Genomic DNA, 12,811 nt, shown 5'->3' with positions numbered 1-12,811 from the left:
CGGTCAGCGGGTGCGGTAACGCAGTCGGGTGCCGAAGTTCATCGACATCAGAATCTCGTCCGCACTCAGCTCTGCCGGAAAGTACGCACCGGAAATCTGCGCATGAGCCAGGCTCGCGCCTTCAAGCGATGCTTTGCGAAAGTCGATGCCGCGCAAATCGGCGGAGCGGAAATACGCATCGGTGAAATCGACGCCGTCGGCGTTCAACTCGCGCAGATCCAGACCCCGGAAGTCACCACCGACCATATCGACAGGCCCATCCTTGGGGCGTTCGTTGTTAAAACCTGTGATGTCGTCTTTGTGCAGCAAGGCGTAAAGCGGGGTGTCGAGAAGTTTCGGCTGGCTCATGTCGCATCACCTGATGGTTTTATGACGCCAGTATAGTGCCACTATTTGACAGCCGTGAAGCGGGTGAACGCTTCACGACTGAAATAGTTTTTTACAGGCCTGGCAGGCGTTGGCGAATCTGTGCCACGACTGTGTCGAGCGTCCCGCTTTCATTGGTTTGAACGCGTTTGCTGCAGAGGATTTCTGCTGGCGTCAGAGCTTCCCGGCTGGCTTGCTGAGCGGCGATTACTTCCAGCGTGGCGTCGGACGGATCTGCTTTATCTGCCTGGCGCAGGGCCAGCCAGCTCTCGATGACCGCTTGTGGTGCATTGCAGTCGAGGATCAGGAACGGCGCGCCCGTGGCCTCGGCCACTTTTGCGGCGCTGGCGCGCTGGTCATGCTTGAGGTAAGTGGCATCGATCACCACCGGGAAACCGGCGTGGAGGATGACGGCGGCAATTTCATGCAGGCGGTTGTAAGTCGCGGTGCTGGCGTCGGCACTATAAATGCCGGCCTGCAGGTCGTTCGCGACGGTTTGCTCGCCGAACAGGCGCTTGCGCTCGACATCGGAGCGCAGGCGAATCGCGCCCAACGCTTCCACCAGGCGCATCGCAACGTGGCTTTTGCCAACGGCGGAAACACCGTGGGTAATGGCCATGAAGCGCGAAGGAATGGTGCTGTAGCTTTCCGCCAGGTTCGCATAGGTACGGTATTGGCGCAGGGTGGTGGCGCGCTGCACCGGGGTGGCGTCGGCCGGCATGCTGAACAGCGAGACCTTGGCGCGAACCAATGCACGGTAGGCTTTATAGAAGTTGAGCAACTCCAGGCCCTGATAATCGCCGGTCAGTTCCAGATACTGGCTGATGAAGCGACGAGCCAGGCACTTCAGGCCGCGATCTTCGAGGTCCATGGCCAGGAAGCCGGCGTCGGCATACACATCGGTGAAGCGGAACGGTTCGTTGAATTCGATGCAGTCGAAAATCACGACGTTACCGTCGATCACCGTCGCGTTACCCAAATGAATGTCGCCGTGGCATTCACGGATGAAACCGTCGGCCTTGCGCTGGGTGAGTACCGGCTTCAGGCGATCGAAGCTGCTCTCGGCCCAGGCTTGCAGGGCGTCGAGTTGCAGCAGGTCATTCTTGTCGCTGAGGAATGGACGGATCTGATCGAAGTTCTGGCGCACCGGTGCCATAACGCTGTCCGGGGTGCCGGCTTCGTGTTCGCCCGGTACTTTCGGTGCGTTGAGGTGGAACCGGGCAATTTGCGCGGCCATCGCATCGATGTGCGCGGTGGTCAGTTCGCCATTGGCCTGCAAGGTGCTGAGCAGGCCGCTTTGTGGGAACTGGCGCATTTTCAGCAGGTATTCGATGGCCGGGCCTTCACCGCCCAGTTGTGGAGCTTCGACAGTGCCAGTGACCGGCAACACTTCAAGATACAAATCATCTGTCAGGCGCTGGTTCAAACGCAGCTCTTCGCCGCAAAAATGCTCGCGAGCTTCAAGGGTAGTGAAATCGAGGAAACCGAAGTTCACCGGTTTCTTCACTTTATAAGCATAGGGGCCGGTGAGCAGCACCCAGGAAATATGGGTCTCGATGACCTGGAACCCGTCAACTGGATGCGGATAAAGGGCCGGGTTTTGCAGGGCGGCGATCAGGGACTGGCTCACAGGGTGATCCTTCAGAGTCTGGAAAATTCAGGTCGTCATTATGGCGGCTAGCCAGCCTAACGCAAACTCGGAGGGCTCCTGTTGAGTATGAATAAAGTGCGTATAATCCGCCGCCATGACTCGTACTCGATCCCCCCGCACTCCTAAAAAACCACCTTCCCGAGGCCTGCGGCCTTGGCTGGGCTGGGCCCTTAAACTCAGTCTGGTCGGCCTTGTGGTGCTGGCCGGATTCGCCGTTTATCTCGATGCCATCGTGCAGGAGAAGTTCTCCGGCAAGCGCTGGACGATTCCGGCCAAGGTTTACGCGCGTCCGCTTGAGCTGTTCGTCGGACAAAAGCTGAGCCGCGACGACTTTCTCACTGAGCTAGATGCCTTGGGCTATCGCCGTGAAAGCGTGAGCAATGGCCCCGGCGCGGCGGCGGTCAACGGCAACACTGTCGACTTGAATACCCGTGGCTTCCAGTTCTATGAAGGCATGGAGAGTGCTCAGCCGGTACGTGTGCGTTTCTCCGGTGACTATGTCGCCGAGCTCTCGGCGACGAACGGTTCAAAGTTGTCCGTGGTGCGCCTGGAGCCGCTGCTGATCGGCGGGATTTATCCGAAGAACCTCGAAGACCGCATTCTGATCAAAATCGATCAGGTCCCGCCGTATTTGCTGGAAACCCTGGTCGCCGTGGAAGACCGGGATTTCTATAGCCACTGGGGCGTGTCGCCGAAATCGATTGCACGAGCCGTCTACGTCAACACCTCTGGCGGCAAGATGACCCAGGGCGGCAGTACGCTCACGCAGCAACTGGTCAAGAACTTCTACCTGACCAGTGAACGCAGCCTGAGCCGTAAGCTCACCGAAGCCATGATGGCGATGTTGCTTGAGTTGCATTACGACAAACGAGAAATTCTTGAGGCTTACCTCAATGAAGTATTCGTCGGTCAGGATGGTCAGCGCGCGGTGCATGGTTTCGGTCTGGCCAGCCAGTTCTTCTTCGGGCAGCCATTGTCGGAACTGAAGCTGCATCAAGTCGCGATGTTGGTGGGCATGGTCAAAGGCCCGTCTTACTACAATCCGCGTCGCAATCCTGAGCGCGCACTCGAGCGGCGCAATCTGGTGCTCGATGTGCTTGAGCAACAGGGCGTCGCCACCGCCGAGCAGGTCGCTGCCGCGAAGAAAATGCCGTTGGGAGTGACAACGCGAGGCAAATTGGCGGACAGCTCGTTCCCTGGCTTCCTCGATCTGGTCAAGCGCCAGCTTCGCGAAGACTATCGCGACGAAGACTTGACCGAAGAAGGCCTGCGAATCTTCACCAGCTTCGACCCGATCTTGCAGATGAAAGCCGAGGCGTCGGTCAACGACACCTTCAAGCGCCTGTCCGGGCGCAAGGGTTCCGATGACGTTGAAGCGGCCATGGTCGTGACCAATCCGGAAACCGGCGAAGTCCAGGCCATGATCGGTAGCCGCCAGGCCAGTTTTGCCGGTTTCAACCGTGCACTGGATGCGGTGCGACCGATCGGCTCGTTGATCAAGCCGGCGGTTTATCTGACAGCGCTCGAGAAACCGAGCCAGTACACATTGACCAGTTGGCTGTCAGACGAATCCTTCTCGGTCAAAGGTGCGGACGGTCAGGTCTGGAAACCGCAGAACTATGATCGCCGCTCCCATGGCACGGTTTTCCTTTATCAAGGGTTGGCGCATTCCTACAACCTGTCGACCGCGCGTCTTGGCCTGGCGGTGGGTGTGCCGAATGTGCTAAAGACCCTCGGCCGATTGGGGGTGACCCGCGAATTCCCGGCGTTCCCGTCGATGTTGCTGGGGGCGGGCGGTATGACCCCGATCGAAGTGGCGACCATGTATCAGACCCTGGCCAACGGTGGTTTCAATACACCGATGCGCGGGATTCGTAGCGTGCTGACGGCCGAAGGCGAGCCGCTCAAGCGTTATCCGTTCCAGATTCAGCAGCGCTTTGATCCGGCATCCATTTACCTGATCCAGAGCGCCATGCAGCGGGTCATGCGTGAAGGAACCGGTAGTTCTGTTTACAACGTGTTGCCGAAAACCTTGACCCTGGCCGGCAAGACCGGCACCAGTAACGATTCGCGGGACAGTTGGTTCGCGGGCTTCAGCCAGGATTTGCTGGCAGTGGTCTGGCTCGGCCGCGACGACAACGGCAAGACACCATTCACCGGTGCTACCGGCGCGTTGCAGGTCTGGACCAGTTTCATGCGCAAGGCCGACCCGTTGCCGCTGGACATGCCGCAACCGGATAATGTCGTTCAGGCCTGGGTCGATTCACGGACCGGACAAGGCTCTGATGCCGGTTGCCCAGGTGCCGTGCAGATGCCGTATATTCGCGGCAGCGAACCGCCTCCCGGCGCCGCATGTGGTGGCGAAGGCCCTGCTTCCGGCGAAACGGTGATGGATTGGGTCAAAGGCTGGATGAATTAAGCAAAGAGGGTTTCAAGTGAACAAGTGGTTGATTCCAGCGGTTGCCGCCGTAGCTTTGCTCAGCGGTTGTTCCAGCGTACAGCGTGGCTCGATTCCGGTAGTGGACTCCGGCACCACGGTTTCCAATAGCGAGCGCGTTTCTGCGAACGGTGGTTACCGTCAGACGACGGTAAAACGTCCCGTGCAATCTCAGGCTCAGGAAATTCCACAAGGCGATACCGGTGTGGTCGTGATGGTGCCGGGTGGCGGTGCAACGACGTCGACGCCGATCAGCACCACGCCGATTACCCCGGGTCCGATTACGCCTGGGCCGATTGATACTTCGCCGGTTCAGTCTGCGCCGATCAATCAGGGCAGCTACAGCATGCCGTCGACGCCGAGCGGGATTCCGTCGGCCAGCTCCGGTGGCCTGTCCGCCGATGAGCAACTGGACGGTCCGGTCCTGGCACTGTTGACCACCGCTCAGCAGCAACAGGCTGGTGGCGACCTTAATGGTGCCTCTTCAAGTCTCGAGCGCGCCCAGCGTGTTGCCCCGCGTGAACCGCAAGTGCTTTATCGCCTGGCGCAAGTACGCATGGCCCAGGGTGATGCACCACAGGCCGAGCAGTTTGCGCGTCGTGGCCTGACTTTCGCCAATGGTCGTCCGGCACTTCAGGCAAGTCTGTGGGAATTGATCGCCCAGGCGCGTGAGAAACAGGGTGATTCCGCTGGCGCCGCATTGGCCCGTCAGAAAGCCAAGGTTACGTCGTAATGGATGCACGTTTTCTTAAAATCGTCGATCAGCTGCTGCTGATCGAGCGTGAATTGCGAGTGCAAGGCTGGTGGGACGACGTTCCGCCATCCGCCGAAGCGCTTTCCAGCGTTGAGCCATTTGCGGTCGACACACTGGACTTCGAGCAGTGGCTGCAGTGGATTTTCCTTCCGCGCATGAAGGCAATCCTAGAGCAGGATCTCCCGTTGCCGAACGCTTCGGGCATTCAGGAAATGGCCGAAATGGTCTTCGCTGGGCGCAATGTTCGAGGCAAGGATCGACAGCTTCAAGTGCTGCTCAAAGAGTTTGATCTGCTGATCACCGCTTCCCGTTGAATCCCGGACTTTTGTAGGAGCCGAGCTTGGTCCGGGCGGCGTTCCGGCGATAGCGGTTTGACATTCAGCAGATGCATTGACTGGTACATCGCTATCGCGAGCAAGCTCAGCTCCTACATGCAGTTATCCGCAATCTGCTTCTGCGTTTCGCTTATGCGCTCTTGCCGCTGTGCGTCATCCAGGCGGCGCAATTCTCCTTCCACTTCCTCCCTGAGCCGCGGATTGTTCTGCAGCTGCGCCAGGTTGGTTCGCGCCTGATCACAAAACACCTTCAATTCTGCCTGCTGCTCGGCGACCTGCTTCTTTACGCTGTTGTCGATGGCCCGTTGATCGCCAATCACACCGCTGTTGGTGGTTGTGGGTGGCTTGCTGGCAGGTGAAGAGGGCGTTACCACTACAGTGGCTTGCTGGCCTTGCGGCGGCTGTGCATCGAAATGGGTAACGCCTTGGGCGTCGACCCACTTGTAAATCTGCGCGGCCATGGACAACGGGCTGAGGGCGACCATCAGGCCGGCGATGAAGAAGTGCGTACGCATGCCAATTCCTTGTCAAAAGTTGCGCAATTGAAGCTAACACACATGGGATTTATGGGTTTTTTCTTGCGTTCTCATGTGGTTACTAGAATAAAGCACATTGACGGCTTGACTTGCGAGGGGCGAAACAGAAGAATCCAAAGTCCGCTGTACAGGGACTGCCAGAAGCAGACCCTCTCAGCAGATCATGAGGCGCACACCAGCGCCGACCTGTTACACCCGCAACGCGTTACCTCGCGCTGGGTGGGAAAGGCCCGCAACACTTGGGACGATCCCAATACTTGCTCAGTCAGTGCTGACGTAGTCGGCGACCACCGTCGCTCATGCTCTGCTGAGAAGTAAACCTATTAAGACCCGTCCCATTTTTGTGGGCGGTATTCTGGCGTTTTAGAGGTGAGCAACGTGGAGCTTTTATCTGGCGGTGAGATGCTCGTCCGCTTTTTGCGTGACGAAGGCGTCAAATATATCTACGGGTACCCGGGTGGTGCTCTTCTTCATGTTTACGATGCCCTGTTCAAAGAACCGGAAGTGACCCACATTCTGGTTCGTCACGAACAAGCGGCTACCCATATGGCTGACGGCTACGCCCGTGCTACCGGTAAAGCCGGCGTGGTACTGGTGACTTCCGGTCCTGGCGCAACAAACGCTATTACCGGTATCGCTACGGCCTACATGGACTCCATTCCGATGGTGGTGATTTCCGGCCAGGTGCCAAGCACCATGGTCGGCACCGACGCATTCCAGGAAACCGACATGATCGGTATCTCCCGGCCGATCGTGAAACACAGCTTCATGATCAAGCACGCGTCGGAAATCCCGGAAGTCATGAAGAAAGCTTTCTACCTGGCGCAATCCGGTCGTCCTGGTCCAGTCGTTGTCGATATCCCGAAAGACATGACCAACCCGGCCGAGAAGTACGAATACGTCTTCCCGAAAAAAGCCAAGTTGCGCTCCTACAGCCCAGCCGTTCGCGGTCACTCCGGGCAAATCCGCAAAGCGGCAGAAATGCTCCTGGCGGCCAAGCGTCCCGTGATGTATTCGGGCGGCGGCGTCATTCTGGGTGGTGGCTCCGCGCCGCTGACCGAGTTGGCGAAAATGCTCAACTTACCAGTGACCAATACCCTGATGGGCCTGGGCGGTTTCCCTGGTACCGATCGTCAGTTCATCGGCATGCTCGGCATGCATGGCAGCTACACAGCCAACCTGGCGATGCACCATGCTGACGTGATCCTGGCCGTCGGTGCGCGCTTTGATGACCGTGTTATCAACGGTGCCTCGAAGTTCTGCCCGAACGCCAAGATCATTCACATCGACATCGACCCGGCTTCGATTTCCAAGACCATCAAGGCCGACGTGCCTATCGTGGGTCCGGTCGAGAGCGTCCTGACCGAAATGGTCGCGATCCTCAAGGAAATCGGCGAGACGCCGAACAAAGAGTCCGTTGCGAGCTGGTGGAAGCAGATCGACGAGTGGAAGGGTGATCGCGGCCTGTTCCCTTACGACAAGGGCGACGGCAGTGTCATCAAGCCGCAGGCTGTGATCGAAACTCTGTGCGAAGTGACCAAGGGCGATGCCTTTGTTGCTTCCGACGTGGGCCAGCACCAGATGTTCGCGGCGCAGTACTACAAGTTCAACAAGCCGAACCGCTGGATCAACTCCGGTGGCCTGGGCACCATGGGCTTCGGTTTCCCGGCGGCCATGGGCATCAAGTTGAACTTCCCGGATGACGACGTCGCCTGCGTAACGGGCGAGGGCAGCATCCAGATGAACATTCAGGAACTTTCGACCTGCCTGCAATATGGTTTGCCGGTAAAAATCGTCATTCTGAACAACGGTGTGTTGGGCATGGTTCGCCAGTGGCAGGACATGAGCTACGGCAGCCGTCACTCTCATTCCTACATGGAATCGCTGCCCGATTTCGTCAAGCTGGCGGAGGCTTATGGTCACGTTGGTATGCGCATCACCGACTCGAAAGATTTGAAGTCGAAGATGGAAGAAGCGTTCGCCATGAAAGATCGCCTGGTGGTGATCGATATTTCGGTCGACACCAGCGAGCACGTCTACCCGATGCAGATCAAAGACGGCTCCATGCGCGATATGTGGCTGAGCAAGACGGAGCGTACCTAATCATGCGGCACATTATTTCCTTGCTTCTGGAAAACGAACCTGGCGCTCTGTCTCGTGTGGTTGGCCTGTTCTCGCAGCGCAACTACAACATCGAAAGCCTGACCGTGGCGCCAACCGAAGACCCTACACTGTCGCGTCTGACGCTGACCACCGTGGGGCACGATGAAGTCATCGAGCAGATCACCAAGAACCTGAACAAGCTGATCGAAGTGGTAAAACTGGTCGACCTGTCGGAAAGTGCTCACATCGAGCGCGAACTGATGCTGGTCAAGGTCAAGGCCACCGGCGCCCAGCGCGCCGAGATCAAGCGCACTACCGATATTTACCGTGGACAGATCGTCGATGTCAGCGCCAGCGTGTATACCGTTCAACTGACCGGTACCAGCGACAAGCTCGACAGCTTCATTCAGTCCATCGGCACCGCCTCGATTCTGGAAACCGTCCGTAGCGGCGTAACCGGTATTGCACGCGGCGACAAAGTACTCAGCATCTAAACCAAATTAGCGAACGGCCCGAACGGCCTGGATATAGGGGAATTTCATGAAAGTTTATTACGAAAAAGACTGCGACCTGTCGATCATCCAGGGCAAGAAAGTTGCCATCATCGGTTACGGTTCCCAGGGCCACGCTCAAGCGTGCAACCTGAAAGACTCCGGTGTTGACGTGACCGTTGGCCTGCGTAAAGGTTCGGCTACTGTTGCCAAAGCCGAAGCCCACGGCCTGAAAGTGACCGACGTTGCTTCCGCTGTTGCGGCTGCCGACCTGGTCATGATCCTGACCCCGGACGAGTTCCAGTCCTCCCTGTACAAGAACGAAATCGAGCCGAACATCAAGAAAGGCGCCACTCTGGCCTTCTCCCACGGCTTCGCGATCCACTACAACCAGGTAGTGCCACGCGCTGACCTCGACGTGATCATGATCGCGCCGAAAGCTCCAGGTCACACCGTACGTTCCGAATTCGTGAAGGGCGGCGGTATCCCTGACCTGATCGCTATCTACCAGGACGCTTCCGGCAACGCCAAAAACGTTGCACTGTCCTACGCTGCCGGCGTTGGTGGCGGTCGTACCGGCATCATCGAAACCACCTTCAAGGACGAGACTGAAACCGACCTGTTCGGCGAACAAGCCGTTCTGTGCGGCGGTACCGTTGAACTGGTTAAGGCCGGTTTCGAAACTCTGGTTGAAGCTGGCTACGCGCCGGAAATGGCCTACTTCGAGTGCCTGCACGAACTGAAACTGATCGTTGACCTCATGTACGAAGGCGGTATCGCCAACATGAACTACTCGATCTCCAACAACGCCGAATACGGCGAGTACGTGACCGGCCCGGAAGTCATCAACGCCGAATCCCGTCAGGCCATGCGCAACGCCCTGAAACGTATTCAGGACGGCGAGTACGCCAAGATGTTCATCAGCGAAGGCGCTACCGGCTATCCTTCGATGACCGCCAAGCGTCGTAACAACGCCGCTCACGGTATCGAAATCATCGGCGAGCAACTGCGCTCCATGATGCCGTGGATCGGTGCCAACAAGATCGTCGACAAAGCCAAAAACTAAGTCTGACACTTGTACGAAAAACGCGGCTTAGGCCGCGTTTTTTCGTTTGGACGGTCTGTTCTGGTATAAAGCTGCATCGTTTGCGATGCGAACCGGCGTCGCAGACATCTGTCGAAACTTTCCACCCCGTTGCAAGGTATTGTCCATGAGCGAACGTCCCGAAGAGCCAAAGCAGGCCTCTGACGCCGAAAGCCTGCTGCCCATCGATGAGCATGTCGAAGAAGGGCATGACGCTGAAGGCCGTAAAGTCCGGCATCGTGGCATCTATCTTCTGCCGAATCTGTTTACCACTGCGAACCTGTTCGCAGGGTTCTATTCCATCATCAACTCCATGAGCGCCCAGAGTGCCTTGAGTGCCGGTGATTCGATTGGTGCGAGCAAGTATTTTGCTTTCGCCGCCATCGCGATTTTCGTCGCCATGGTGCTCGACGGTCTCGACGGTCGCGTTGCCCGCATGACCAATACCCAGAGCGCCTTCGGTGCCGAGTACGACTCGCTGTCGGACATGGTCGCCTTCGGTGTTGCGCCGGCGTTGCTGGCATTTGGCTGGGCATTGGGTGACATGGGCAAGGTCGGCTGGATGGTTGCCTTCATTTATGTTGCGGGCGCGGCGCTGCGTCTGGCGCGCTTCAACACCCAGGTCGGCACTGCCGACAAGCGCTACTTCATCGGTCTGGCCAGCCCGGCTGCCGCTGGTGTTGTGGCCGGGATTGTCTGGGCGTTTAGCGACTACGGCATCCAGGGCTCCAAGATGTCCTTCCTGGTGGCGCTGATGGTTGCCGCCGCAGGCATGCTGATGGTCAGCAACATCAAGTACAACAGCTTCAAAGAGCTGGACCTGAAAGGACGCGTGCCGTTCGTGGCGATCCTTGCGGTGGTCCTGGTGTTCGCAGTGGTGTTCAGTGATCCGCCGCGTATTCTGCTGTTGGTGTTCCTCGCTTATGCAGCTTCCGGTCCGGTGCAGTACTTGTTACATCTTCGTCGGCGCAAAAGCGTCGAGTGATGTAATTTCCCTCATACTCCGCAGTCTGTTGGTGCATCTGTTCTCCAATGCTGCGGAGTAGCCATGCTGATCAAAGTCCCAAAAGCGTCCGACTGCCTAGAGTCGGACGTCACGCCTGAATCCTTCTATCTTTCTCGACGCAATATATTGGGTGCTGCCGTTGCCGGATTGGCCGTGAGCGGTCTGCCTCGATGGGCGGTGGCCGATGAAACGGCGCGTTATCCGGATGTCGTACCTGGCAAGGCGCCTTCCTGGTTCAGCGAAAAGCTTCCTTCCACCCAATGGGGGGTGGTTAACGTTAAAGATGAGGCGATCACACCCTTCAAGGATGCGACCCACTACAACAACTTCTATGAGTTCGGTACTGACAAAGGTGACCCGGCTGCCAACGCTGGTGCGCTGAAGACCGAGCCATGGACTGTGGTCGTGGATGGGGAGGTGGGGAAGCCAGGGCGATACGCGCTGGAAGACTTCATGAAGCCTTATCAGTTGGAAGAGCGGATCTACCGTCTTCGCTGTGTGGAGGCGTGGTCGATGGCTATTCCATGGATAGGCTTCCCCATTTCGGCTTTGCTCAATCAGGTCGAACCAACCTCAAAGGCCAAATTCATTCGCTTCGAAACCCTGCAGGATCCCAAGAGCATGCCGGGGCAGCGCTCTGGTTTTGCCTTGATCGACTGGCCTTACATAGAAGGGCTGCGATTGGATGAAGCGATGAATCCTTTGGCGATTCTGGCGGTGGGGATGTATGGGCGTGAGTTGCCGAATCAGAACGGGGCGCCGCTGCGTTTGGTAGTGCCATGGAAATACGGGTTCAAAAGCATCAAGTCCATCGTGCGGATAAGTCTGGTCAGCGAGCAGCCAAAAACCACTTGGCAAAGTATTGCCTCGGACGAGTACGGCTTCTACGCGAACGTAAACCCTACGGTTGACCATCCTCGCTGGACCCAGGCCCGCGAGCGACGACTACCAAGTGGTCTGTTCAAGCCGAATGTGCGTGACACGCAAATGTTCAATGGCTATGCGGATGAAGTCGCTTCTTTATATGCAGGGCTTGATCTGCGGAAGAACTACTGATGCGATATCCGTTTTGGCGCGTGGGTGTTTTCGTTGCTGCGTCGATCTGGCCACTGTTGTGGTTGTGTCAGGCTTGGGCGGATGTTCTTGGACCGGATCCGGGCAAGGTGTTGGTTGATCGATTGGGGTTGGGCACGCTTGTGCTTTTGCTCATTACATTGAGCATGACGCCGCTGCAGAAGCTCACGGGGTGGGCGGGGTGGATTGCTGTCCGGAGGCAATTGGGTCTTTGGTGTTTTGCTTATGTCGTTCTGCACTTGAGTGCCTACTTGGCATTCATCCTGGGTTTTGATTGGTCGCAGTTGGGTGTCGAGTTGCGCAAGCGTCCGTACATCATTGTCGGCGCGCTGGGCTTTCTGTGTTTGTTGGCATTGGCGGTGACGTCCAATCGATACAGCCAGCGTCGTTTGGGTGTGCGCTGGAAGAAGCTCCATCGCCTGGCTTATGTCGTTCTCGGGCTTGGGTTGCTGCATATGCTCTGGATTGTGCGCGCCGATCTGAAGGAGTGGGCGATCTATGCATCTATAGGCGCGTTGCTATTAGCGCTGCGGCTACCGCCGTTAGCCCGTCGAATCCCGCGTTTAGTGAGTAAAAAGGGCTCTTCTGCCAAAAAGGCGTAAATAGTGGTTGACGGCAGATCTCAGGTGTCTATAATTCGCCCCACTTCCGGTGCAGTCGAAACGGAAAACTCCTTGGTAAACAACGAGTTACGCAGTTTTCGACAGCGGGTTGCTTCAGGTCATCGAAGCCAAAAGGAAGTTGAAAAAGAGGTGTTGACAGCAGCGTGTAACGCTGTAGAATTCGCCTCCCGCTGATGAGAGATCTGAAGCGCAAGTGGTTGAAGTTGTTAAGGATTCCTTGAAAACTTCTGAAAATAATCACTTGACAGCAAATGAGGCTGCTGTAGAATGCGCGCCTCGGTTGAGACGAAAGATCTTAACCAACCGCTCTTTAACAACTGAATCAAGCAATTCGTGTGGGTGCTTGTGGAG

12 protein-coding genes are annotated in these 12,811 nt (G+C 57.2%); 9 read left to right on the top strand and 3 right to left on the bottom strand.

The window, feature by feature from the left end; genetic code table 11:
* Positions 1 to 3 precede the first annotated feature (3 nt).
* Positions 4 to 348, bottom strand: a complete 345-nt coding sequence (locus ACM110_RS18995) for a pentapeptide repeat-containing protein (protein ID WP_416128978.1) — start codon at positions 346 to 348, stop codon at positions 4 to 6.
* A 91-nt stretch (positions 349 to 439) separates the two neighbouring features.
* Positions 440 to 1,996: an AAA family ATPase gene (locus tag ACM110_RS18990; RefSeq protein ID WP_416128977.1), complete on the bottom strand. Its 1,557-nt coding sequence runs from the start codon at positions 1,994 to 1,996 to the stop codon at positions 440 to 442.
* A 115-nt stretch (positions 1,997 to 2,111) separates the two neighbouring features.
* Here ACM110_RS18990 and mrcB point away from each other — a divergent pair, with 115 nt between their 5' ends.
* Genes mrcB through ACM110_RS18975 form a run of 3 tightly spaced genes read left to right on the top strand, consistent with a single transcriptional unit; the run spans position 2,112 to position 5,522 of the window.
* Positions 2,112 to 4,436 (top strand): penicillin-binding protein 1B, encoded by a 2,325-nt coding sequence (mrcB, locus tag ACM110_RS18985; RefSeq protein ID WP_416128976.1) that lies wholly within the window; start codon positions 2,112 to 2,114, stop codon positions 4,434 to 4,436.
* Positions 4,437 to 4,452: 16 nt separating this feature from the next.
* Complete coding sequence (locus ACM110_RS18980) at positions 4,453 to 5,187, top strand: hypothetical protein (protein ID WP_338583064.1); 735 nt, start codon at positions 4,453 to 4,455, stop codon at positions 5,185 to 5,187.
* On the top strand, positions 5,187 to 5,522 hold the full coding sequence (locus tag ACM110_RS18975; protein ID WP_416128975.1) for a YqcC family protein: 336 nt from the start codon (positions 5,187 to 5,189) through the stop codon (positions 5,520 to 5,522). Before ACM110_RS18980 ends, ACM110_RS18975 begins: the two co-directional genes overlap by 1 nt.
* Before the next feature lie 113 nt (positions 5,523 to 5,635).
* Here ACM110_RS18975 and ACM110_RS18970 read toward each other — a convergent pair whose 3' ends face one another.
* On the bottom strand, positions 5,636 to 6,058 hold the full coding sequence (locus ACM110_RS18970) for a DUF4124 domain-containing protein (RefSeq protein WP_416128974.1): 423 nt from the start codon (positions 6,056 to 6,058) through the stop codon (positions 5,636 to 5,638).
* Positions 6,059 to 6,457: 399 nt separating this feature from the next.
* On the opposite strand from ACM110_RS18970, the gene ACM110_RS18965 reads away from it, so the two are divergent.
* The 6 genes from ACM110_RS18965 to msrQ all read left to right on the top strand — a co-directional run bounded on the left by ACM110_RS18965 (position 6,458) and on the right by msrQ (position 12,439).
* Entirely contained in the window at positions 6,458 to 8,182 is a 1,725-nt protein-coding gene (locus ACM110_RS18965; protein WP_338583060.1) for an acetolactate synthase 3 large subunit, read from the top strand.
* A gap of 2 nt (positions 8,183 to 8,184) precedes the next feature.
* A complete protein-coding gene (gene ilvN, locus ACM110_RS18960) occupies positions 8,185 to 8,676 on the top strand; it encodes an acetolactate synthase small subunit (RefSeq protein ID WP_003176102.1) in 492 nt (163 codons plus the stop codon).
* Between the two features lie 46 nt (positions 8,677 to 8,722).
* Positions 8,723 to 9,739: a ketol-acid reductoisomerase gene (gene ilvC, locus ACM110_RS18955; protein ID WP_053123857.1), complete on the top strand. Its 1,017-nt coding sequence runs from the start codon at positions 8,723 to 8,725 to the stop codon at positions 9,737 to 9,739.
* Positions 9,740 to 9,884: 145 nt separating this feature from the next.
* Positions 9,885 to 10,742: a CDP-diacylglycerol--serine O-phosphatidyltransferase gene (gene pssA, locus ACM110_RS18950; protein WP_338583059.1), complete on the top strand. Its 858-nt coding sequence runs from the start codon at positions 9,885 to 9,887 to the stop codon at positions 10,740 to 10,742.
* 63 nt (positions 10,743 to 10,805) lie between these two features.
* Positions 10,806 to 11,819 carry a protein-methionine-sulfoxide reductase catalytic subunit MsrP gene (gene msrP / locus ACM110_RS18945; RefSeq protein ID WP_416128973.1) on the top strand — a complete coding sequence of 338 codons (1,014 nt, stop codon included), beginning with the start codon at positions 10,806 to 10,808 and terminating at the stop codon, positions 11,817 to 11,819.
* The gene (gene msrQ, locus ACM110_RS18940; RefSeq protein ID WP_416128972.1) at positions 11,819 to 12,439 is read left to right on the top strand and encodes a protein-methionine-sulfoxide reductase heme-binding subunit MsrQ; all 621 of its coding nucleotides are present in this window, start codon (positions 11,819 to 11,821) and stop codon (positions 12,437 to 12,439) included. The genes msrP and msrQ overlap by 1 nt, the downstream gene beginning before the upstream one ends.
* Positions 12,440 to 12,811 lie beyond the last annotated feature (372 nt).

It is taken from the genome of Pseudomonas sp. NFX98 (genome assembly GCF_047784845.1).
In the GTDB taxonomy this organism is placed as follows: Bacteria; Pseudomonadota; Gammaproteobacteria; order Pseudomonadales; family Pseudomonadaceae; genus Aquipseudomonas.
This window is presented reverse-complemented; position numbering and strand designations above follow the sequence as displayed.

Bases quoted from the DNA above. Each gene is read 5' to 3' on its own strand.
- ACM110_RS18995 (WP_416128978.1), bottom strand. From the start codon at position 348: ATGAGCCAGCCGAAACTTCTCGACACCCCGCTTTACGCCTTGCTGCAC.
- ilvC (WP_053123857.1), top strand. From the start codon at position 8,723: ATGAAAGTTTATTACGAAAAAGACTGCGACCTGTCGATCATCCAGGGC.
- ilvN (WP_003176102.1), top strand. From the start codon at position 8,185: ATGCGGCACATTATTTCCTTGCTTCTGGAAAACGAACCTGGCGCTCTG.
- msrQ (WP_416128972.1), top strand. From the start codon at position 11,819: ATGCGATATCCGTTTTGGCGCGTGGGTGTTTTCGTTGCTGCGTCGATC.
- mrcB (WP_416128976.1), top strand. From the start codon at position 2,112: ATGACTCGTACTCGATCCCCCCGCACTCCTAAAAAACCACCTTCCCGA.
- pssA (WP_338583059.1), top strand. From the start codon at position 9,885: ATGAGCGAACGTCCCGAAGAGCCAAAGCAGGCCTCTGACGCCGAAAGC.
- msrP (WP_416128973.1), top strand. From the start codon at position 10,806: ATGCTGATCAAAGTCCCAAAAGCGTCCGACTGCCTAGAGTCGGACGTC.
- ACM110_RS18975 (WP_416128975.1), top strand. From the start codon at position 5,187: ATGGATGCACGTTTTCTTAAAATCGTCGATCAGCTGCTGCTGATCGAG.
- ACM110_RS18970 (WP_416128974.1), bottom strand. From the start codon at position 6,058: ATGCGTACGCACTTCTTCATCGCCGGCCTGATGGTCGCCCTCAGCCCG.